General features: G+C 73.6%; 12 protein-coding genes. 8 read left to right on the top strand and 4 right to left on the bottom strand.

The genetic code is table 11. The annotated features are described in order from the left end of the window. The first annotated feature begins 185 nt into the window (after nucleotides 1-185). The 3 genes from ABZ354_RS01415 (at nucleotide 186) to ABZ354_RS01405 (ending at nucleotide 2,662) form a co-directional block, all read left to right on the top strand. Nucleotides 186-737, top strand: a complete 552-nt coding sequence (locus tag ABZ354_RS01415; protein ID WP_358651698.1) for a DUF1707 and FHA domain-containing protein — start codon at nucleotides 186-188, stop codon at nucleotides 735-737. 177 nt (nucleotides 738-914) lie between these two features. Next, the gene (locus ABZ354_RS01410; RefSeq protein ID WP_358651696.1) at nucleotides 915-2,234 is read left to right on the top strand and encodes a M14 family zinc carboxypeptidase; all 1,320 of its coding nucleotides are present in this window, start codon (nucleotides 915-917) and stop codon (nucleotides 2,232-2,234) included. Continuing rightward, nucleotides 2,231-2,662, top strand: a complete 432-nt coding sequence (locus ABZ354_RS01405; RefSeq protein ID WP_358651694.1) for an SSI family serine proteinase inhibitor — start codon at nucleotides 2,231-2,233, stop codon at nucleotides 2,660-2,662. Before ABZ354_RS01410 ends, ABZ354_RS01405 begins: the two co-directional genes overlap by 4 nt. A 70-nt stretch (nucleotides 2,663-2,732) precedes the next feature. Here ABZ354_RS01405 and ABZ354_RS01400 read toward each other — a convergent pair whose 3' ends face one another. The 3 genes from ABZ354_RS01400 to glgX form a co-directional block, all read right to left on the bottom strand. Beyond that, a complete protein-coding gene (locus tag ABZ354_RS01400) occupies nucleotides 2,733-3,983 on the bottom strand; it encodes a M14 family zinc carboxypeptidase (protein WP_358651692.1) in 1,251 nt (416 codons plus the stop codon). Nucleotides 3,984-4,141: 158 nt separating this feature from the next. Then, nucleotides 4,142-6,508 (bottom strand): malto-oligosyltrehalose synthase, encoded by a 2,367-nt coding sequence (treY, locus tag ABZ354_RS01395; protein WP_358651690.1) that lies wholly within the window; start codon nucleotides 6,506-6,508, stop codon nucleotides 4,142-4,144. A gap of 142 nt (nucleotides 6,509-6,650) precedes the next feature. After that, nucleotides 6,651-8,768, bottom strand: coding sequence for a glycogen debranching protein GlgX (glgX, locus tag ABZ354_RS01390; protein ID WP_358651688.1), 2,118 nt, complete (start codon nucleotides 8,766-8,768; stop codon nucleotides 6,651-6,653). A gap of 994 nt (nucleotides 8,769-9,762) precedes the next feature. Between glgX and ABZ354_RS01385 the strand changes: the two genes are divergently transcribed. Both ABZ354_RS01385 and ABZ354_RS01380 read left to right on the top strand, forming a co-directional pair. Then, nucleotides 9,763-11,001 (top strand): SAV2148 family HEPN domain-containing protein, encoded by a 1,239-nt coding sequence (locus ABZ354_RS01385; protein WP_358651686.1) that lies wholly within the window; start codon nucleotides 9,763-9,765, stop codon nucleotides 10,999-11,001. A 114-nt stretch (nucleotides 11,002-11,115) separates the two neighbouring features. Beyond that, complete coding sequence (locus tag ABZ354_RS01380) at nucleotides 11,116-11,838, top strand: 3'-5' exonuclease (protein WP_358651684.1); 723 nt, start codon at nucleotides 11,116-11,118, stop codon at nucleotides 11,836-11,838. A 108-nt stretch (nucleotides 11,839-11,946) separates the two neighbouring features. Here ABZ354_RS01380 and ABZ354_RS01375 read toward each other — a convergent pair whose 3' ends face one another. After that, on the bottom strand, nucleotides 11,947-12,834 hold the full coding sequence (locus ABZ354_RS01375; protein WP_358651682.1) for an aminoglycoside phosphotransferase family protein: 888 nt from the start codon (nucleotides 12,832-12,834) through the stop codon (nucleotides 11,947-11,949). A 218-nt stretch (nucleotides 12,835-13,052) separates the two neighbouring features. Between ABZ354_RS01375 and ABZ354_RS01370 the strand changes: the two genes are divergently transcribed. The 3 genes from ABZ354_RS01370 (at nucleotide 13,053) to ABZ354_RS01360 (ending at nucleotide 16,164) form a co-directional block, all read left to right on the top strand. After that, nucleotides 13,053-13,949 (top strand): sugar ABC transporter permease, encoded by an 897-nt coding sequence (locus ABZ354_RS01370; protein ID WP_358652223.1) that lies wholly within the window; start codon nucleotides 13,053-13,055, stop codon nucleotides 13,947-13,949. Further along, nucleotides 13,946-14,779, top strand: coding sequence for a carbohydrate ABC transporter permease (locus tag ABZ354_RS01365; RefSeq protein ID WP_358651680.1), 834 nt, complete (start codon nucleotides 13,946-13,948; stop codon nucleotides 14,777-14,779). Before ABZ354_RS01370 ends, ABZ354_RS01365 begins: the two co-directional genes overlap by 4 nt. 122 nt (nucleotides 14,780-14,901) lie before the next feature. Further along, the gene (locus ABZ354_RS01360; protein ID WP_358651678.1) at nucleotides 14,902-16,164 is read left to right on the top strand and encodes an extracellular solute-binding protein; all 1,263 of its coding nucleotides are present in this window, start codon (nucleotides 14,902-14,904) and stop codon (nucleotides 16,162-16,164) included. The last annotated feature ends 159 nt before the right edge of the window (nucleotides 16,165-16,323 follow it).

The following is a 16,323-nucleotide window of genomic DNA, read 5'->3' as shown; positions in this document are numbered from 1 at the left end:
ACGCGGCCGGACCACCGTCGACGCCGGTCGCCGACACGCCTCTTTCGACGCGGGGGTCGCGCGGGGCCCGTGCGCGGGACCCGCGCCGGTGCCGTCCGGCACGTGCGGGGGGCGGCCGTGTCCGCGGGGTCCAGGAGACCTCGGTCTCCTGGACACCCCGGCCCGTCTGACCGACAATCACCTGCGTGACGTCGTCATTCGAGTTCAACACGTTCCCCGCGCGGGTCTCCGACGTGGAGCGCGACAAGGCGCTGAAGGCGCTGCGTGACGGCGTCGCCATGGGCCGGTTGTCCCACGACACGTTCATCCGCCGCATGGAGCTGGCGCTCGTCGCCCGCCGCCCGGACGAGCTCGCCCGGCTCACGGCCGACCTGCCGAACGAGGGTCGCGCCTCACGCGTGGTCCTCGGCGCGGTGGAGGCCCTGTCCGGCTTCACCGTGCGGCTGCGCCGGGCCTGGCAGGCCGAACGGCTTCCCAAGCTGCTGCTGCCGCACCCCGGCACCGGCCACCCGCTGCGCATAGGCCGCGACCCCGCCAACGGCCTTCGGCTCCATCACGAGACGGTGTCGCGCGTACACGCCGAACTCAGCCGCCAGGGCGGCATGTGGGTCCTGCGGGACCTCGGCTCCACGAACGGCACGACGGTGAACGGCCGGCGGGTCGTGGGCGCCGCCGTCGTCCGCGACGGCGACCAGATCGGCTTCGGCCGGGTGGCCTACCGCCTCTCCGCCGACTGAGCCGCGCCGGGTCCCGGGCCCGGGCCGCCACCCGTGCCGCAGAAATGCCGCATCGCACCGAGGTGTTGACGTACCCCCCAAGTCATGACTGACTTTGCGTATCCCGCGCATATCGGGTGAGCTGATCGCACCACCTCGGGGAGGTGTGTCCTGCAGGCACTCCTGCGCTACCACACAGTGGACGAGCTGGCCGCCCGCGCCGCCGCGCTCGCCGCCCGCCGCCCCCGTGACGCCCGGCTGCGGCGCGTCGGTACCTCCCGCGCGGGCACACCCATGTGGCTGCTGTCCGTAGGGCACGGCAGCCGTCAGACCCTCGTCGTCGCCGGACCGCACGCCAACGAACCCGTGGGCGGCGCCACCGTCCTGCGGCTGGCCGAACGGGCCCTGGCCGACCCCCGGCTCACCGAGGGCGCCGACGCCACCTGGAACCTGCTTCTGTGCCTCGACCCCGACGGGCTGCGCCGCAACGAGCGCTGGCTGCCGGGCCCCTACACCCTCGGCCGGTACTTCCGGAACTTCTTCCGGCCCGGCTTCCTCGAACAGCCCGAGTGGCTGCCCGACGGCCCGGCACGCGTCACCCTGCCCGAGACGCGCGTCCTGCTCGACCTCCAGGACGAACTGCGGCCCGTCCTGCAGTGCTCCCTGCACGGCGTCGACGTCGGCGGCGGCTTCGTCGAGGTGACCGACGAACTGCCCGGGCTCGCGCAGCGCGTCGCCCGGGCAGCCGCCCGGCTCGGCATCCCGCGCGAACTCGGCGCCTACGACACCCTGTACTGGCCCGGCCTGGGCCCCGCCGTCTACCTGATCCCACCGCCGCGCCGCGGCGACCTCGCCGCCGCCATCACCGAGGCAGCCGTCGAGTCGACCTGGTACCACCCGCACCGGCACGGCACCGTCACCGCCGTCGTCGAGGCACCCATGTGGGGCGTGCGCGCCGTCGCCGACCCCGCGCCCTGCGCCGACCCGGCTACGGCCCTGCGCACCATCAGCGGCACACTGCGCCACGACACCCGGCTGCTGCGCCGGCTCCTCGACCGGCTCCGGCCGCACGTCGCCGACCTGCCGGACGCCGCGCCGCTGCTCGCGCCCGTCGACGACTACCTGCTCGTCTGTCCCGGCCTCGCCGACACCTGGGACCCCGACACGCCGGGCGGGCACACCCTCCCGCCGCTCGGCGTCGCACACCTCGCGGCGCTGCGCATCGCCGGGCGACGGCTGGCGCTGCGCACCGCGGGGCTGCTGCACCAGCTGGTCACCGCCGCCGGACGCGACCCGGCGGGCGTACTGCCGGAACTCGACCGGCTCATCGACGTGTGGTGCGCCGACTACCGCGACGGGCACGGGACCCGCTGGATACCGGTCGCACGGCAGGCGGAGTACCAGACGCGGGTGGTGCTCGCCGCGTTCGAGCTCACGGCCGGACAGACGCGCGCGTGTTCCCGTTCGGGTGAGTCCGGGTGGGGTTCGCAGCCCGCCGTGCCGATGTACCGGGAATGACGTACACCACCACAGCGAAAGCGGTACGGGGCGGCCTGCTGGCGGCGGCCGCTCTCCTCGTCACCTGCGCCTCCCCGGCCGGGGCGACCGTCAAGGGTCCCGGCGACTGGCTCTACCTCACCGTCACCCCGGGCGGCGTCTCCTTCCGCCAGCAGACCGACTCCAGCGGCACGCGCGGCGCCCTGCTGCTGTGCGGCCCGCCCCGGGGTCACGCCCACGCGGCCGAGGCGTGCGCGCAACTCCAGGCGGCGGGCGGCGACCCGCGTGCCGTCCCGCCGAGGGACGCCTTCTGCACGATGATCGACGCGCCGGTCACGGCGCGCGCGCGTGGGGAGTGGCACGGCCGCCCGGTGAACTACACGGAGACGTTCCCGAACGCGTGCCTGATGGCCGCGCGTACGGGTGAGGTGTTCGCGCTGGACGGCTGAGCGGACCGTCCGGGAGGGCCCGGGAGAGCGGCGCCCTCGGGGACGGCCGGGTCCGGGAGGGCGGTGCGGCTCACACCGTCCTCCCGCGCGCGTGCAGGGCCGCCGCGACGACGGTGCGCGACTGGTGCTCGACCTGGTGCGCCACCGGCACCCACCGGGCGCGGAACCGTGCCGCGAAGGCGTCGCTCCACTGCACGACGAGTTGTTCGAGGCGTGGCGCCGCACGGTCGTCGGTCTCCCGCAGGACCCGCAGCAGCATGGCCGCCACCCGCAACGGCACCCGGCGCGTGAACGCGTCGACGCTGCCCACGTACGCGCGCGTGCCGTCGACGGGCGGCGTGTCGATCAGGTCGGCGGCGAGCCCCGGCACCAGCTCAAGACCCCACCGCACGGCCCGCGGCAGGGGCCCGTCGGCCCCGTCCAGAAGCGGCCGCACGTCCTCGAACACCTCCCGCACCTCCCGCGTGTCCTTCTGGAGCCGGTGCGCGAGCCGCCGGATCGCGGCGGCCGGGGCGGGATGCGGCGCCGGGTCGTCCACCAGGTCACTCGCCCACATCGGCACCTCGACGACCGCGCTGAGACCGCCGTACCGGTGGGGGCGGTACCAGGTGCTGTGCCGCGCGTCGTCCGACAGGCTCGGGTAGGCCCGGCCCGCCTCGGCGGCGGGCATGACCCGCACACCGGGCCCCGCCACCGGCCAGCCCGCGGCGTCCGAGGCGCCCGTCTCGACGGGGATGTGGAGCTGCGCCGCGGACTTGGCGAACGGCTCGGCGAGACCGGGCACGTCGCGCGTCAGCTGCACCCAGCTGCCGCCCAGCTCGGTGCCGTGCAGGGACACCTGGAGGTAGGGGCGCAGCTCGTCGATGACGCCGGTCAGGGCGCGGGTCTCGGGCGGCAGCCGGTCGGGCGGCAGCACGGACGGCGCCCACTCGGGCTGCTCCGGCGCGGCGGGCCGGAAGAACCCGAGGTGGTAGTCGAGCAGGCTGCGCGGCGCCGGCGTCGTGTGGAGGCTCGCCCCGTCGGGGTCCGCGCACAGCAGGAGGTGCCAGGACGTGTCGTCCCGCAACGACCGCTCCTCCAGGACGCGTTCGGCGAGCGCGAGCAGGGTGGGTCCGCCGGCCGGTTCGTTGGAGTGGGCGCCCGCCACGACCAGTACGGACCGCCTGGCCCGGCCCACCGACAGCAGGTGCAGTCCTCTGCCCGCCCGGGACACGCCCACCTGCCGCAGGGTGCAGACGCCCGGCCACCGGGCTGCCAACGCGCGCGCGTCCGAGACGAGTTCGGTGACCGTGGGGTAGCGCAGCTCCGGCAGGAGACTCACCCCCGACTCGTCCGCCCGGTCCCGCCTCTCGCAGTACCCCACGCCCGACGGGCCATGTCAAGGGAGACACGGGCGAGTCCCGGCGGGGCGGGACTCCGGTGCCGGAGGGGGCGTCCCGTCGGCCCCCGGGCCTGCCGCGGGGACCGTACCCGGTCCGCTCACGCCTCCCCGCTCTCGCCCTCCGCGCGCTCCAGCAGAGCCACCGGCCGGTGGGCGAACAGGGCCGCCACGCGCGCGCGACCCTCGAATTCCCGGGAGTCGTCCAGGGCGTCCCTCCACCGGCCCGGCGGCAGGGCGAGTTCCGTGTCCTGCCAGCCGCCCGCCCCCGCGAGCCGCAACGACAGGCGCGTCACGGCGGTCACGACCCGGTGCGAGCGGGCGAACGCCACGCAGTGGGCCGCCGCCGGGCCCTCGGCCGTCAGCGGCTCGTATGTCGCCGCCGCGCCGAACACGTCGGGGCGCCGGGCCCGCAGCCGCAGCGCCGCCCGCGTGAGCCGCGTCTTGTCGTCCTCGTCCGCCGGCGGGAAGTCCACCGGGCGCCGGTTGTCGGGGTCGACCAGGGCCAGGCACTCGGCCTCGGTGCCCTGATACACGTCGGGCACACCCGGCATCGTCAGATGGACCAGGGCCGCGCCGAGGACGTTCGCCCGGATGTGCGGCCCCAGCTCACGCCGGAACGCCTGTACGCGCTCGCCCGGCACCCCGCACGGCCCCGCCGTCACGAAACGCGTCACCGCCTCCTCGTACGACGGCTCCCGCTCGGTCCAGCCGGTGTGGAGACCGGCCTCGCGCACGTGCTTCAGCAGCGCGCCCCGCACCCGCTCCGGGTCCGCCGGGCCCAGTCCGAACACCGTCTGCCAGGCCACCCACGCGAGCTGCGCGTCCGGCACGTCGCCCCCCGCGCGGGTCACCTCCGACACCAGGTCCGCCCAGCGGGCCGGGCACTCGGTGAGCACGGCGAGCGCGGCCCGTACGTCGGCGCTGCGCTTGGTGTCGTGCGTGGACACGACCGTCCCGGACAGCGGCCGGTCGCGCTGCACGCGCGTGGCGTACGCGTGGAAGTCGCCGGGGGTGAGGGCCGGGCGGCCCGGGTCGCCGCCGACCTCGGTCGCGGACAGCAGCGGCACGTACCGGTAGAACGCCGTGTCCTCCACGGACTTGGCGCGCAGGGCCGACGCGGTCTGCGCGAACCGCGTCCGGAACTCCACGTGCTCCGGACCGTCGCCGTACCGCGCGAGCAGCAGGTCCCGTACGACGTCGACCGCGCCCGCCTCCTCGGGGACGAGGAAGGCACGGCGGGCCCCGGCGGCGGCCTCCTCGGTGACGACCGAGGCCGTGTCCCCGGGTGTGTAGGGCCGGTACACCTCCAGGCGGACCAGCAGTTCCCGCAGTGCGAGGCGCAGCGCCCAGGGTGCCCGGTCGCGCAGCGCGGGTTCGGGCGCGGCGGCGCAGGCCCGGCCCGCCGCCCGGGTCAGCCGGTCCAGCTCGGCGGCCAGCTCGTGCCCGATCACCCGGTACGCGGCCCGGCGTGCCGTCGCCGCCCAGTCGCCGCCCAGATCCGGCTGGGGGTCCGCGAAGCGCCGGTACGCGTCCAGGAGGCCGGCGTGTCCCGCCGGGTCCGTGAACAGGCCGTCCACGCGGCGCAGGGCGTCGTATCCGGTGGTGCCCGCGACCGGCCAGGACGCCGGGAGGTGCTCGTGGTCGGCGAGGATCTTCTCCACGACCGTCCAGTGCCCGCCGGTCGCCCCGTGCAGCCGCCGCAGGTAGGCGCCGGGGTCGGCCAGGCCGTCCGGGTGGTCGACGCGCAGGCCGTCGATCACGCCCTCGCGCAGCAGCCGCAGGATCGTGCCGTGGGTGGCGTCGAAGACCTCCGGGTCCTCCACGCGCACTCCGATCAGCTCGGAGATGCTGAAGAAGCGCCGGTAGTTCAGCTCGGTGCGGGCCAGCCGCCACCACACCGGGCGGTACCACTGCGCGTCCAGCAGCCGCGGCATCGGCAGACCGGCCGTGCCCTCGCGCAGCGGGAAGGCGTGGTCGTGGTGGCGCAGCACGTCGCCGTCCACCGTCAGCCGGCCGATCTCGTCGCCGAGGGGCCCGCCGAGCACCGGTAGCAGCAGCTGCCCGCCGCCCGCCTCCCAGTCGATGTCGAACCAGCGCGCGTACGGCGAGGCAGGCCCCTCCCGCAGCACCTCCCACAGGGCGCGGTTGTGGCGCGGCGCCAGCGCCATGTGGTTCGGCACGATGTCGAGCACCAGTCCCAGGCCGTGCTCCCGCGCGGTACGGGCCAGCGCCCGCAGCCCGTCCTCGCCCCCCAGTTCCGCCCGCACGCGCGCGGGGTCGGTGACGTCGTACCCGTGCGGCGAGCCCGGCACGGCCTCCAGCACGGGGGACAGGTGCAGGTGCGAGACGCCGAGCGAGGCCAGGTACGGCACGGCCGCCGCTGCCGCCTCGAACGGGAAGGCGGGCTGCAGCTGGAGCCGGTAGGTGGCCGTGGGCACCGTGGGGTCGCGTCGCTCGGGTGTCATGCAGACGTACGTACCCGCCCGGCCGCATTTCGTGTCATCACGGGCGCTCCGCGGCACCCCCGGGTGTGCGCCCCGGCTCGCCCGGACGGACGATCCGGGGCCACCGGCCGCCACCGGGGCCGTCCCGCGGGGGAAGCCCCGGTCACACCGGCCGTTGCAGCACCGTCATGCTGCGGTCCGTCAGCGTCAGCCTCGCTCCGGCCTGCACCTTCGGGCCGGTGCCCGGCGGCACCCCGTCCGGGCGGGCCGTGTCGACGACGACCTGCCACTGCCGGCCGTGGTCGACGGGCACCACGAAGTCCAGCGGCTTCGGCGAGGCGTTGAACATCAGCAGGAACGAGTCGTCGGTCACGCGTTCCCCGCGCGGCCCCGGTTCCGAGATCGCGTTGCCGTTGAGGAACACCGTGAGCGCCGAGGCCCGCGCCGAGTTCCAGTCCCGCTGGGTCATCTCCTTGCCCTCCGGGGTGAACCAGGCGATGTCCGACAGCTCGTCGTGGGTGCCTTCCACGGGCCGTCCGTGGAAGAAGCGCCGCCTGCGGAACGCCGGATGGTCCTTGCGCAGCCACACCATCGCGCGCGTGAAGTCGAACAGCTCCCGGGCCGGCCCGTCCGGCCCCGGCCACGCCACCCACGACAGTTCGTTGTCCTGGCAGTAGGCGTTGTTGTTGCCGCCCTGGGTGCGCGCGAACTCGTCCCCGTGGCTGATCATCGGCACGCCCTGGGACAGCATCAGCGTCGCGACGAAGTTCCGCATCTGCCGCGCGCGCAGCACCGCCACGTCCGGGTCGTCCGTCTCGCCCTCGACGCCGCAGTTCCAGGACCGGTTGTGGCTCTCGCCGTCCCGGTTGCCCTCGCCGTTGGCCTCGTTGTGCTTGTGGTCGTACGACACCAGGTCGTGCAGTGTGAAGCCGTCGTGGCAGGTCACGAAGTTGATGGAGGCCAGCGGGCGCCGCCCGTCGTCCTGGTAGAGGTCGGAGGAGCCGGTCAGCCGGGAGGCGAACTCGGCGAGCGTGCGCGGCTCGCCCCGCCACAGGTCCCGCACGGTGTCGCGGTACTTGCCGTTCCACTCCGTCCACAGCGGTGGGAAGTTGCCCACCTGGTAGCCGCCCTCGCCGACGTCCCACGGCTCGGCGATCAGCTTGACCTGCGACACGACCGGGTCCTGCTGCACCAGGTCGAAGAACGAGGACAGCCGGTCCACCTCGTGGAACTGCCGCGCCAGCGTCGCCGCGAGGTCGAAGCGGAACCCGTCGACGTGCATCTCGGTGACCCAGTACCGCAGCGAGTCCATGATCATCTGAAGGACGTGCGGGGACCGCATGAGCAGCGAGTTCCCGGTGCCCGTCGTGTCCGTGTAGTACCGCGGGTCGTCCGCCAGCCGGTAGTACTGTGGGTTGTCCAGGCCCTTGAAGGACAGCGTGGGTCCCAGGTGGTTGCCCTCGGCGGTGTGGTTGTAGACCACGTCGAGGATCACCTCGATCCCCGCCTCGTGCAGCGCCTTCACCGCCGACTTGAACTCCAGCACCTGCTGCCCGCGGTCGCCCCAGGACGCGTACGCGTTGTGGGGGGCGAAGAAACCGATCGTGTTGTAGCCCCAGTAGTTGTTCAGGCCGGTGTCGACCAGCCGGTGGTCGTTCACGAACTGATGCACCGGCATCAGCTCCAGCGCCGTCACGCCCAGCTCCGTCAGATGCCCGATGACGGCGGGGTGCGCGAGCCCCGCGTACGTCCCGCGCAGCTCCTCCGGGAGGCCCGGGTGGCGCATGGTCAGGCCCTTCACATGGGCCTCGTAGATCACCGTGTGGTGGTACTCGGTGCGGGGCCGGCGGTCGTCGCCCCAGTCGAAGTACGGGTTGACCACGACCGACGTCATCGTGTGCGGCGCCGAGTCCAGGTCGTTGCGCCTGTCCGGGGCGTCGAAGTGGTAGCCGTACACCTCCTCGCCCCAGGCGATCCTGCCGCTGATCGCACGCGCGTACGGGTCGAGGAGCAGCTTCGCCGAGTTGCAGCGCAGCCCCCGCTCGGGCGCGTACGGGCCGTGCACGCGGTAGCCGTACCGCTGCCCCGGCATCACGCCGGGCACGAACGCGTGCCGCACGAACGCGTCGCTCTCCCGCAGCTCGATCGCCGTCTCCGAACCGTCGTCGTGCAGCAGACACAGCTCTACTCGGTCCGCGGCCTCCGTGAAGACCGCGAAGTTGGTTCCGGCGCCGTCGTACGTGGCACCGAGCGGATATGCCTCTCCAGGCCAGACCTGCATGGATACGACTCTTTCCGGTGTGCGGCGCCCCTGGTGACGCCTTGGCCCCGAGTGTCCCCGAAAGTGACGGAACCACCTAGGACTTATGGCCCTCTTACCGGACGACCCACGCATACCCCGTACACGCCAGGTATGCCGAGCGCTGGAGCGCACAGACACTCCCGGGGCTTTGGGGGGAGCGGGGGGACAGCGTGCGCGGGGGAACGCACCGCCACCTGGGAAAGGCCGTGCCCCGCACGGCTCTCGCCGCGCCGGGGACGACCCGGACGCTCGCGGTCACCCTGCCGGGGGCGGCGTTCGCCGCCGACACGCCGGAAGGGGGTGGCCGCCCCGTGCTACAGGCGGCCGGGGGCCGGGTCCGGGAGCCAGTCCGGGAGCCAGTCCGGGGGCCCGTCCGGGGATCGGGAGGGCAGGAGTGGGACGGCGCCCCGCCGGGCGTCGGGGCGCAGGCGCCCGCCGAGGGAGCCGCGGGCCGGGGCGCGACCCGCTCACCGGCGACGAGACGGCCGGGCCCAGCGCCCCACCGTGCACCGGCACCGGCACCGGCACCTGCTCCGGGCAGGGCTGGCACCGGTCCCAGCGCCCCGCCGTGCACTGGCACCTGTCCCGGGCAGGGCGAGGACCGGTCCCAGCGCCCCCGCCCTGCACCGGCACCTGCTCCGGGCACGGCCGGCCGGCGGACAGGCGGCGGACAGGCGGCGGACAGACCCTCACTCGCCCCGCGCTCCCGGTGAACGCCGGCTTCCCTCTCACCGCCCGCGACGAGGACCAGCGGTCCCTGCCGGCCCACCGGCGGGTTTCACCCTCGCCCCGCGCAACGTCACCGGCATGAATCCGCTCGCTTCCCGTCAGCCCGCCGACCGGAACGGCCACACGGACGACTCGGGTTGAGGGACCAGCCTGTCCATCGGGCTGCACCGCGTGCCGCTACCGGAGTACCCTTCCTTGATCGTTGACACGGGGTTGTGCTCGGGGGAGCGGAAGGCGGTGCGAGGTGGGCTCGGGAGGGCTGGAGCTGCCGCCTGGTGACGAGAGTCACGAGGGGAACTCCACAGATGTCCCGCCCGGCGCCGTGTCCCTGGCCCGGCCGATGGACGCCGGTGCGATCGGCCCGGAGCTGGACTGGGACGCCGACTCCTGGCGCGAGGTCCGCACCCGCGCCCAGCGCGCCGGTCGCGCCTACATCTGGCTGAACCTCGTCGAACAGCGGCTGCGCGCCGTCGTGGCCGCCGTACTGCGGCCCGTCTACGAGCCCGTGCACGGCGACGAGTGGGTGGTCGCCGCGGCCGGGCCCGCCGGGCAGGAATGGGTGCAGCGCGCCGTCGCCGTCCGCGAGGTCAGCCGCCGCAAGGGCTACCTGCTCGACCCGGCCGACGACAACGTCCTCAGCTTCCTCACCCTTCCCCAGCTGCGCGAACTGATGGTGCAGCACTGGCCCTGCTTCGCGCCCTACATAGACGACCGCCGGGACGTCGAACTCGCGCTGGACGAGCTGGAGGTCACCCGGAACGTCGTCTCCCGCAACCGCGCCCTGTCCGAGGCGGTCCTCGGACAGGCCGAGCGGGCCTCGGCGCGACTGCTGGAGATCCTCGGCGCCGGCGGCGACGTGCCGTCCGCGCGCCGACTGCCCGTCGACGCGGTCGAGGACCTCGTCGGCGACCGGTACGCCGACGTGGTGGCCGTGCACTCGGACCGGGTCCGGCTGCTGCGCCAGTTCCCGGCCGAGGACATCTTCGGCGGCGCCCGCCGCCTCGACGCCATCGGCATCGGCCTCAACCTGCTCGTGCAGAACTTCTCCGGCCGCCGCCTCGTCCGCCTCGCCGAGTCCGGCTGCCGGGTGCGCTTACTGTTCCTCAACCCGGCATCCAGTGCCGTGAAACGGCGCGAGCGCGAGCTCGGCATCAAACGCGGCGAGCTGAGCCGGGCCGTGGAGATGAACATCCTGCACATGCGCCGGGTGCGGGCCCGGCTGCGCGATCCGGACGCCTTCGCGATCCAGGTCTTCGACGAGACGCCCCGCTTCACCTCCTACCTCGTGGACGGCGACGGCGCGGACGGCATCGCCGTCGTGCAGAACTACCTCCGCCGCACCCGCGGCATGGAGGCACCCGTGTTCGTCCTGCGCAACGCGGGCAAGGTGGTCACGTCGGACGGGGTCGACGAAGGGGGACTCTTCTCCACCTATCGCGAGGAGTTCGAAGTGATGTGGGCGGATTCGCGGCCGGTGTCGTGACGTGCGCCGGCTCCCCCACCGGACGGCCGAGCGGGAAGCGGTCCTGGGATTGTCAGTGCCGCGTGCGAAGGTGGAGATCACTGGGGGACGCACACCAAGAAGGGGGGCAGCCGCATGGGCTGGCACCGGGAGCTGCTGATCGGCTTCGACCTGGAGACGACGGGCACGGACCCGCGCGAGGCACGCATCGTCACGGGAGCCGTGATCGAGGTCAGGAACAGGGAGCAGATGGGCCGCCGCGAATGGCTGGCGGACCCCGGCGTGGAAATCCCGCCGGACGCGGTCGCGGTGCACGGCATAAGCAATGAACGCGCGGCGAGCCAGGGCCGGCCGGCCGACCGGGTGGCCGACGCCATCGCCGACGTCCTCGTCACGTACTGGAGGACCGGGGTCCCGGTCGTCGCCTACAACGCCGCCTTCGACCTCACCCTGCTCTCCGCCGAACTGCGCCGGTACCACCTGCCGTCCCTGCGCGACCGCCTCGGCGGCCAGGACCCGGCGCCCGTCATCGACCCGTACACCATCGACCGCTGGGCCGACCGCTACCGGCGCGGCAAGCGCAACCTCGAAGCGGTCTGCGCCGAGTACGGCATCGTCCTGGACACCGCCCACGACGCGTCGAGTGACGCCCTGGCCGCGGCCCGCCTCGCCTGCGCCATAGCCGACCGGCACCCGAAGGTCGCCTCCCTCGGCCCGGCCGACCTGCACCACCGCCAAATAGAGTGGTACGCCCAATGGGCGGCGGACTACCAGGCCTTCCTGCGCCGCAAGGGCGACGAGACGGCGACGGTCGACGGCATGTGGCCGTTCAGGGAACTGACGGCGAGCCGGGCCTGAAACCCGGCCTGAGCCCGGCCTGAGCCGGGCCCGAGAGCGATCGGACAGGGCGGAGGGGTCCGCCGTGCGGACCGGTCGCCGCCGCGGTCGCGGGCTCGGCCGTACCGCTCAGAAGGGGTACCACCGCACGGCCGGATCCCCGTCCCGCAGTGACGCCACCCGCCGCTCGAACTCCGCCCGCGCCTTCGGATTGCCGGGCGCGTGCTGCGCCACCCATGCGCAGCTCGCCGTCTCCCGCGCCCCGCGCAGCACGGCGCACCCGTCCCACTCCCGTACGTCCCACCCGTAGGTCTCCACGAACGACGCGTAGGCCCCGGGGGCCAGGCCGTACCGGTCGCGGGACAGGGCCATCACCACCAGATCGTGCTCCCGCAGATCGCCGGAGAACGTCTCCAGGTCGACCAGGACCGGTCCCTGTGGGCCCACGTGCACGTTGCGCGGCAGGGCGTCGCCGTGGATCGGGCCGCGCGGCAGACGGGGTGTCAGAGCGGCGGCGGCCGAGGCGAAACCGTCGCGCCGCTCCCGCAGGTAGGCCGCGTCCGCCGGGTCGATCGCGTCCCCCGCGAGCCGCAGCCACCGCTCGACACCGCCCAGCAGCTCACGGGGCGGAAGCCCGAAGGAAGGAGAGGGCAGCGCATGGATCACGCGCAGCAGTTCCGCCAGGTCCCGGGGCTCGGCGGGCCGTACCGCGTCCGGCAGCCGGTGCCACACGGTCACCGGGTGCCCGTCCACCAGCAGCGCGTCGGACCGTGCGGCCCGTACCGCGGGCACGTCGGACTGTGCGAGCCACCCGGCCACGGCCAGCTCGCGCCGGGCCCGGTCCAGGAGTTCGGCGTGGCGGCCCACCTTGACGACCAGGTCACCGGCGGCGAACACCGCGTTCTCACCCAGGGCGAGCAGCCGCGCGCGGGCCGCGGCACCGGCCCCGGCATGCGCGCCGGCGCCGGGCAGCACCTCCGCCGCGGCCAGTACCTCCCGCGCCCGTGCCTCGTCCATCGTCAGCCTCCGAATCCGCTTCCGTCCGCCGTCCGTACGCGCTCAGCGCGCCGAAATCCGGCCGTCATCCGTCAGTTTCCCATCCGCACCGGCCGGGCGGGGCACGCGACGGCTTGACGTGGCTGATCGTGTTCACGACCATGACGAGGCCGTCCACGCCGTGCAAAGGGGTAGATTCTGTGACATTGCTGACCGAGGTGAGGAGACCGGAGCCGGAAGTGACCCGCTCCGGCCGCAAAGGGCGGGGCGGCGGGCACGGCGCCTGGTTCCTGGTCCTGCCCGCCCTGATCCCCATCCTCGTCCTCAGCGTCGGGCCGCTGCTGTACGGCATCCTGCTGGCCTTCACCGACGCCCAGTCGGGCCGCACCACGCCCACCCGGTGGATCGGCGGCCTCAACTTCCAGGACCTGCTGCACGACACGCTGTTCTGGGAGTCGTTCCGGATCGGGCTGGCGTGGGCCGTCGGCGTGACCGTCCCGCAGTTCCTGCTCGCGCTGGGCCTCGCCCTGCTGCTCCACCAGGACCTCCGGCTGCGCTGGGCGGCCCGCGCCCTGGCGATCGTCCCGTGGGCGATGCCCGAGGTGGTCGTCGGCATCATGTGGCGCCTGGTCTACAACCCGGACGCCGGAATCCTCAACGAGACCCTGCGCGACCTCGGTCTCGGCGACGGCCGCGACTGGCTCAGCGGACTGGGGACCGCGCTGCCCGCCGTCGTCGTCGTCGGCGTCTGGGCGGGCATGCCGCAGACGACGGTCGCCCTGCTCGCCGGTCTGCAGAACACCCCGCGCGAACTCCACGAGGCCGCCGCGGTCGACGGCGCCGGTGCCTGGCGCCGCTTCCGCACGGTCACCTGGCCCGCGATCAGACCGGTCGCGCTGGCCATCACCGCACTCAACCTGATCTGGAACTTCAACTCCTTCGCCCTGGTCTACGTCCTGACCAACGGCGGCCCCGGCGGACGTACCCGGCTGCCGATGCTCTTCGCCTACGAGGAGGCCTTCCGCTACGGCCAGTTCGGGTACGCGGCGGCGATGGGCTGCGTCATGGTCGCCGTGATCTCGGTGCTCCTGGCCGTCTTCCTCGTCGGCCGGCTCCGGGGAGGTGACGACGCGTGAGGACGAGACCGGCGGCCCGCACCGGCCAGTACGCGGCCCTGCTCGCGTATCTCGTGTTCCTGGCGTTCCCGTTCCTGTGGCTGATCTCCACGGCCTTCAAACCGGCGCGCGAACTGGGCAGCCTGCACCCCACCTGGATCCCGGAGAACCCCACCCTGGACAACTTCCGACAGGCCTTCGACGAACAGCCCCTGCTGCACGCCGCGGTCAACTCGCTGGCCGCCGCGCTCGCCGCGGCCCTGATCGCCGTGCTGATCGCGACCCCGATGGCGTACGTCATGGCACGGCGCCGCACCCGGCTCGCGAAGGCCGCGACCGGCTGGGTCGTCGTCAGCCAGGCCTTCCCGTTCGTCCTGCTGATCATCCCGCTGTTCCTCGTACTGAAGAGCCTGCGGCTGATCGACTCGCTGCCGGGACTGGTCATGGTGTACGTGGTGTGGGCGCTGCCGTTCGCCCTGTGGATGCTCACCGGTTACGTACGGGCCGTGCCGCGCGAGCTGGAGGAGGCCGCGGCGGTCGACGGCGCCGGGCGGCTGCGCACCCTGGTGTCGGTGACGGCGCCGCTGCTCGCGCCGGGCATCGTGGCGACGGCACTGTTCGCGTTCATCACCGCGTGGAACGAGTTCTTCTTCGCGCTGATCCTGCTGAAGACCCCGGAGAAGCAGACCCTGCCGGTCGTGCTGACCCACTTCATCGGCGCCGAGGGAGTCGCCGACCTCGGACCGCTGGCCGCGGCGGCCTTCCTCGCGACACTGCCCTCCCTGATGGTGTTCGCGCTCATCCAGCGGCGGATCACGGGCGGCATGCTCACGGGAGCGGTGAAGGCCTGATGCGTACGAGAGCGACGGGTGCGGAAGCAGTGGACACGGAAGCAGTGGGTACGGGGCCGACGCGTACGGGAGCGACGGGTACGAGACGGACGCGTGCGAGACGGACGCGTACGCGACTGGTCATGCCGGCCCTCGTCGGCCTGCTGCTCCTGGCCGGCTGCTCCCCGGGCGGTACCCGGGACGACGGGCGGGTCACCCTGCGCTTCCAGTCCCTGGCCTGGCAGCAGGAGTCGGTGGAGGCCAACAGGGAACTGGTCGAGGAGTGGAACGCGACGCACCCCGACGTGCGCGTCGAGTACGTCCAGGGCAACTGGGACAGCGTCCACGACCAGCTCCTCACCTCCTTCGAGGGCGGCGAGGCGCCCGACATCATCCACGACGCCTCCGACGACCTCGCGGACTTCGCCTACGGCGGCCGGCTCGCCGACCTGACCCACCTGCTGCCCGACCGGCTCAAGGCGGACATCCCGCCGCGCAGCTGGGAGACGACGACCTTCGGGGACGGCGTCTACGGCGTGCCCTTCCTCCAGGAACCGCGCGTGCTGATCGCCAACAGCACGTGGCTGAAGAAGTCCGGCGTCCGCGTCCCCACCCCCGAACGGCCCTGGAGCTGGCCGGAGTTCCGGCGGATCACCGAGCGGCTGAGCGGCGCCGGGAAGTACGGCGTGGCCTGGGCGCTGAAGGAACCCGTGTCCGCCACGCTGAACCTGTCGCTGTCGGCGGGCGGCGCGTTGTTCCACCGCGGAGCGGACGGCAGGGTCACCGTCCGCTTCGAGCCGGGCGACCAGGTCGTGCCGCGCACCATCCACGACCAGGTCAACACCGATCACAGCGCCTCGGCGACGACGCTCGGCAGCGGAGGCTCGGACACGCTCCCCGGGTTCTTCGGCGGCCGGTACGCCATGGTCCCCCTCGGGTTCTCCTACCGCCAGCAGATCGTGCAGCAGGCACCCGAGGGCTTCGACTGGCAGGTGCTGCCCGCTCCCGCCGGCGCGGACGGACTCACCCAGGGCGTCAGCCCGCAGACCCTGTCCATCGCCGAGGACAGTCCGCACAAGCGGGAGGCGGCACGCTTCCTCGACTTCCTGCTGCGGCCCCGCAACATGGTGTGCCTGGCCCTCGGCGACTGGATGCTGCCCACGGGCACCGAAGCCCTCAAGGACCCGGCGCTGCGCACCGCGAAGTACGGCTGGGCCACCGGCACGGCCCTCGCCGCACACCTCAGTCCGGCACCGGCGCAGTCCGTGCGGGGCTACCCCGAGTGGAAGGACAAGGTGGCCACCCCGGCGTACCAGGAGTACTACAGCGGCGCGATCGGCCTGGGTGAGCTCCGCGACCGCCTGGAAAAGGACGGCAACCTGGTGCTCGCCCGCTACCAGCGCTGACAGGGGGTGCGGGTGCGGCGGGGCGCGGGCGCGGGGGCTGAGAGCGGCTGCCGGTCCTCCGGACGCGCCTGCCGCAGGTGGTCGCTCGACCGCATCCGCATCCGCATCCGCATCCGCGCCGCAATCGGTGCGTACCTCGCTGCGCGGGACTGCAGAACA

The sequence above is a fragment of the Streptomyces sp. NPDC005925 genome, from assembly GCF_040638805.1.
Taxonomy (GTDB): domain Bacteria; phylum Actinomycetota; class Actinomycetes; order Streptomycetales; family Streptomycetaceae; genus Streptomyces.
Note: the sequence above shows the minus strand (reverse complement) of the source record. Positions and strands in the feature narration are given on the sequence as shown.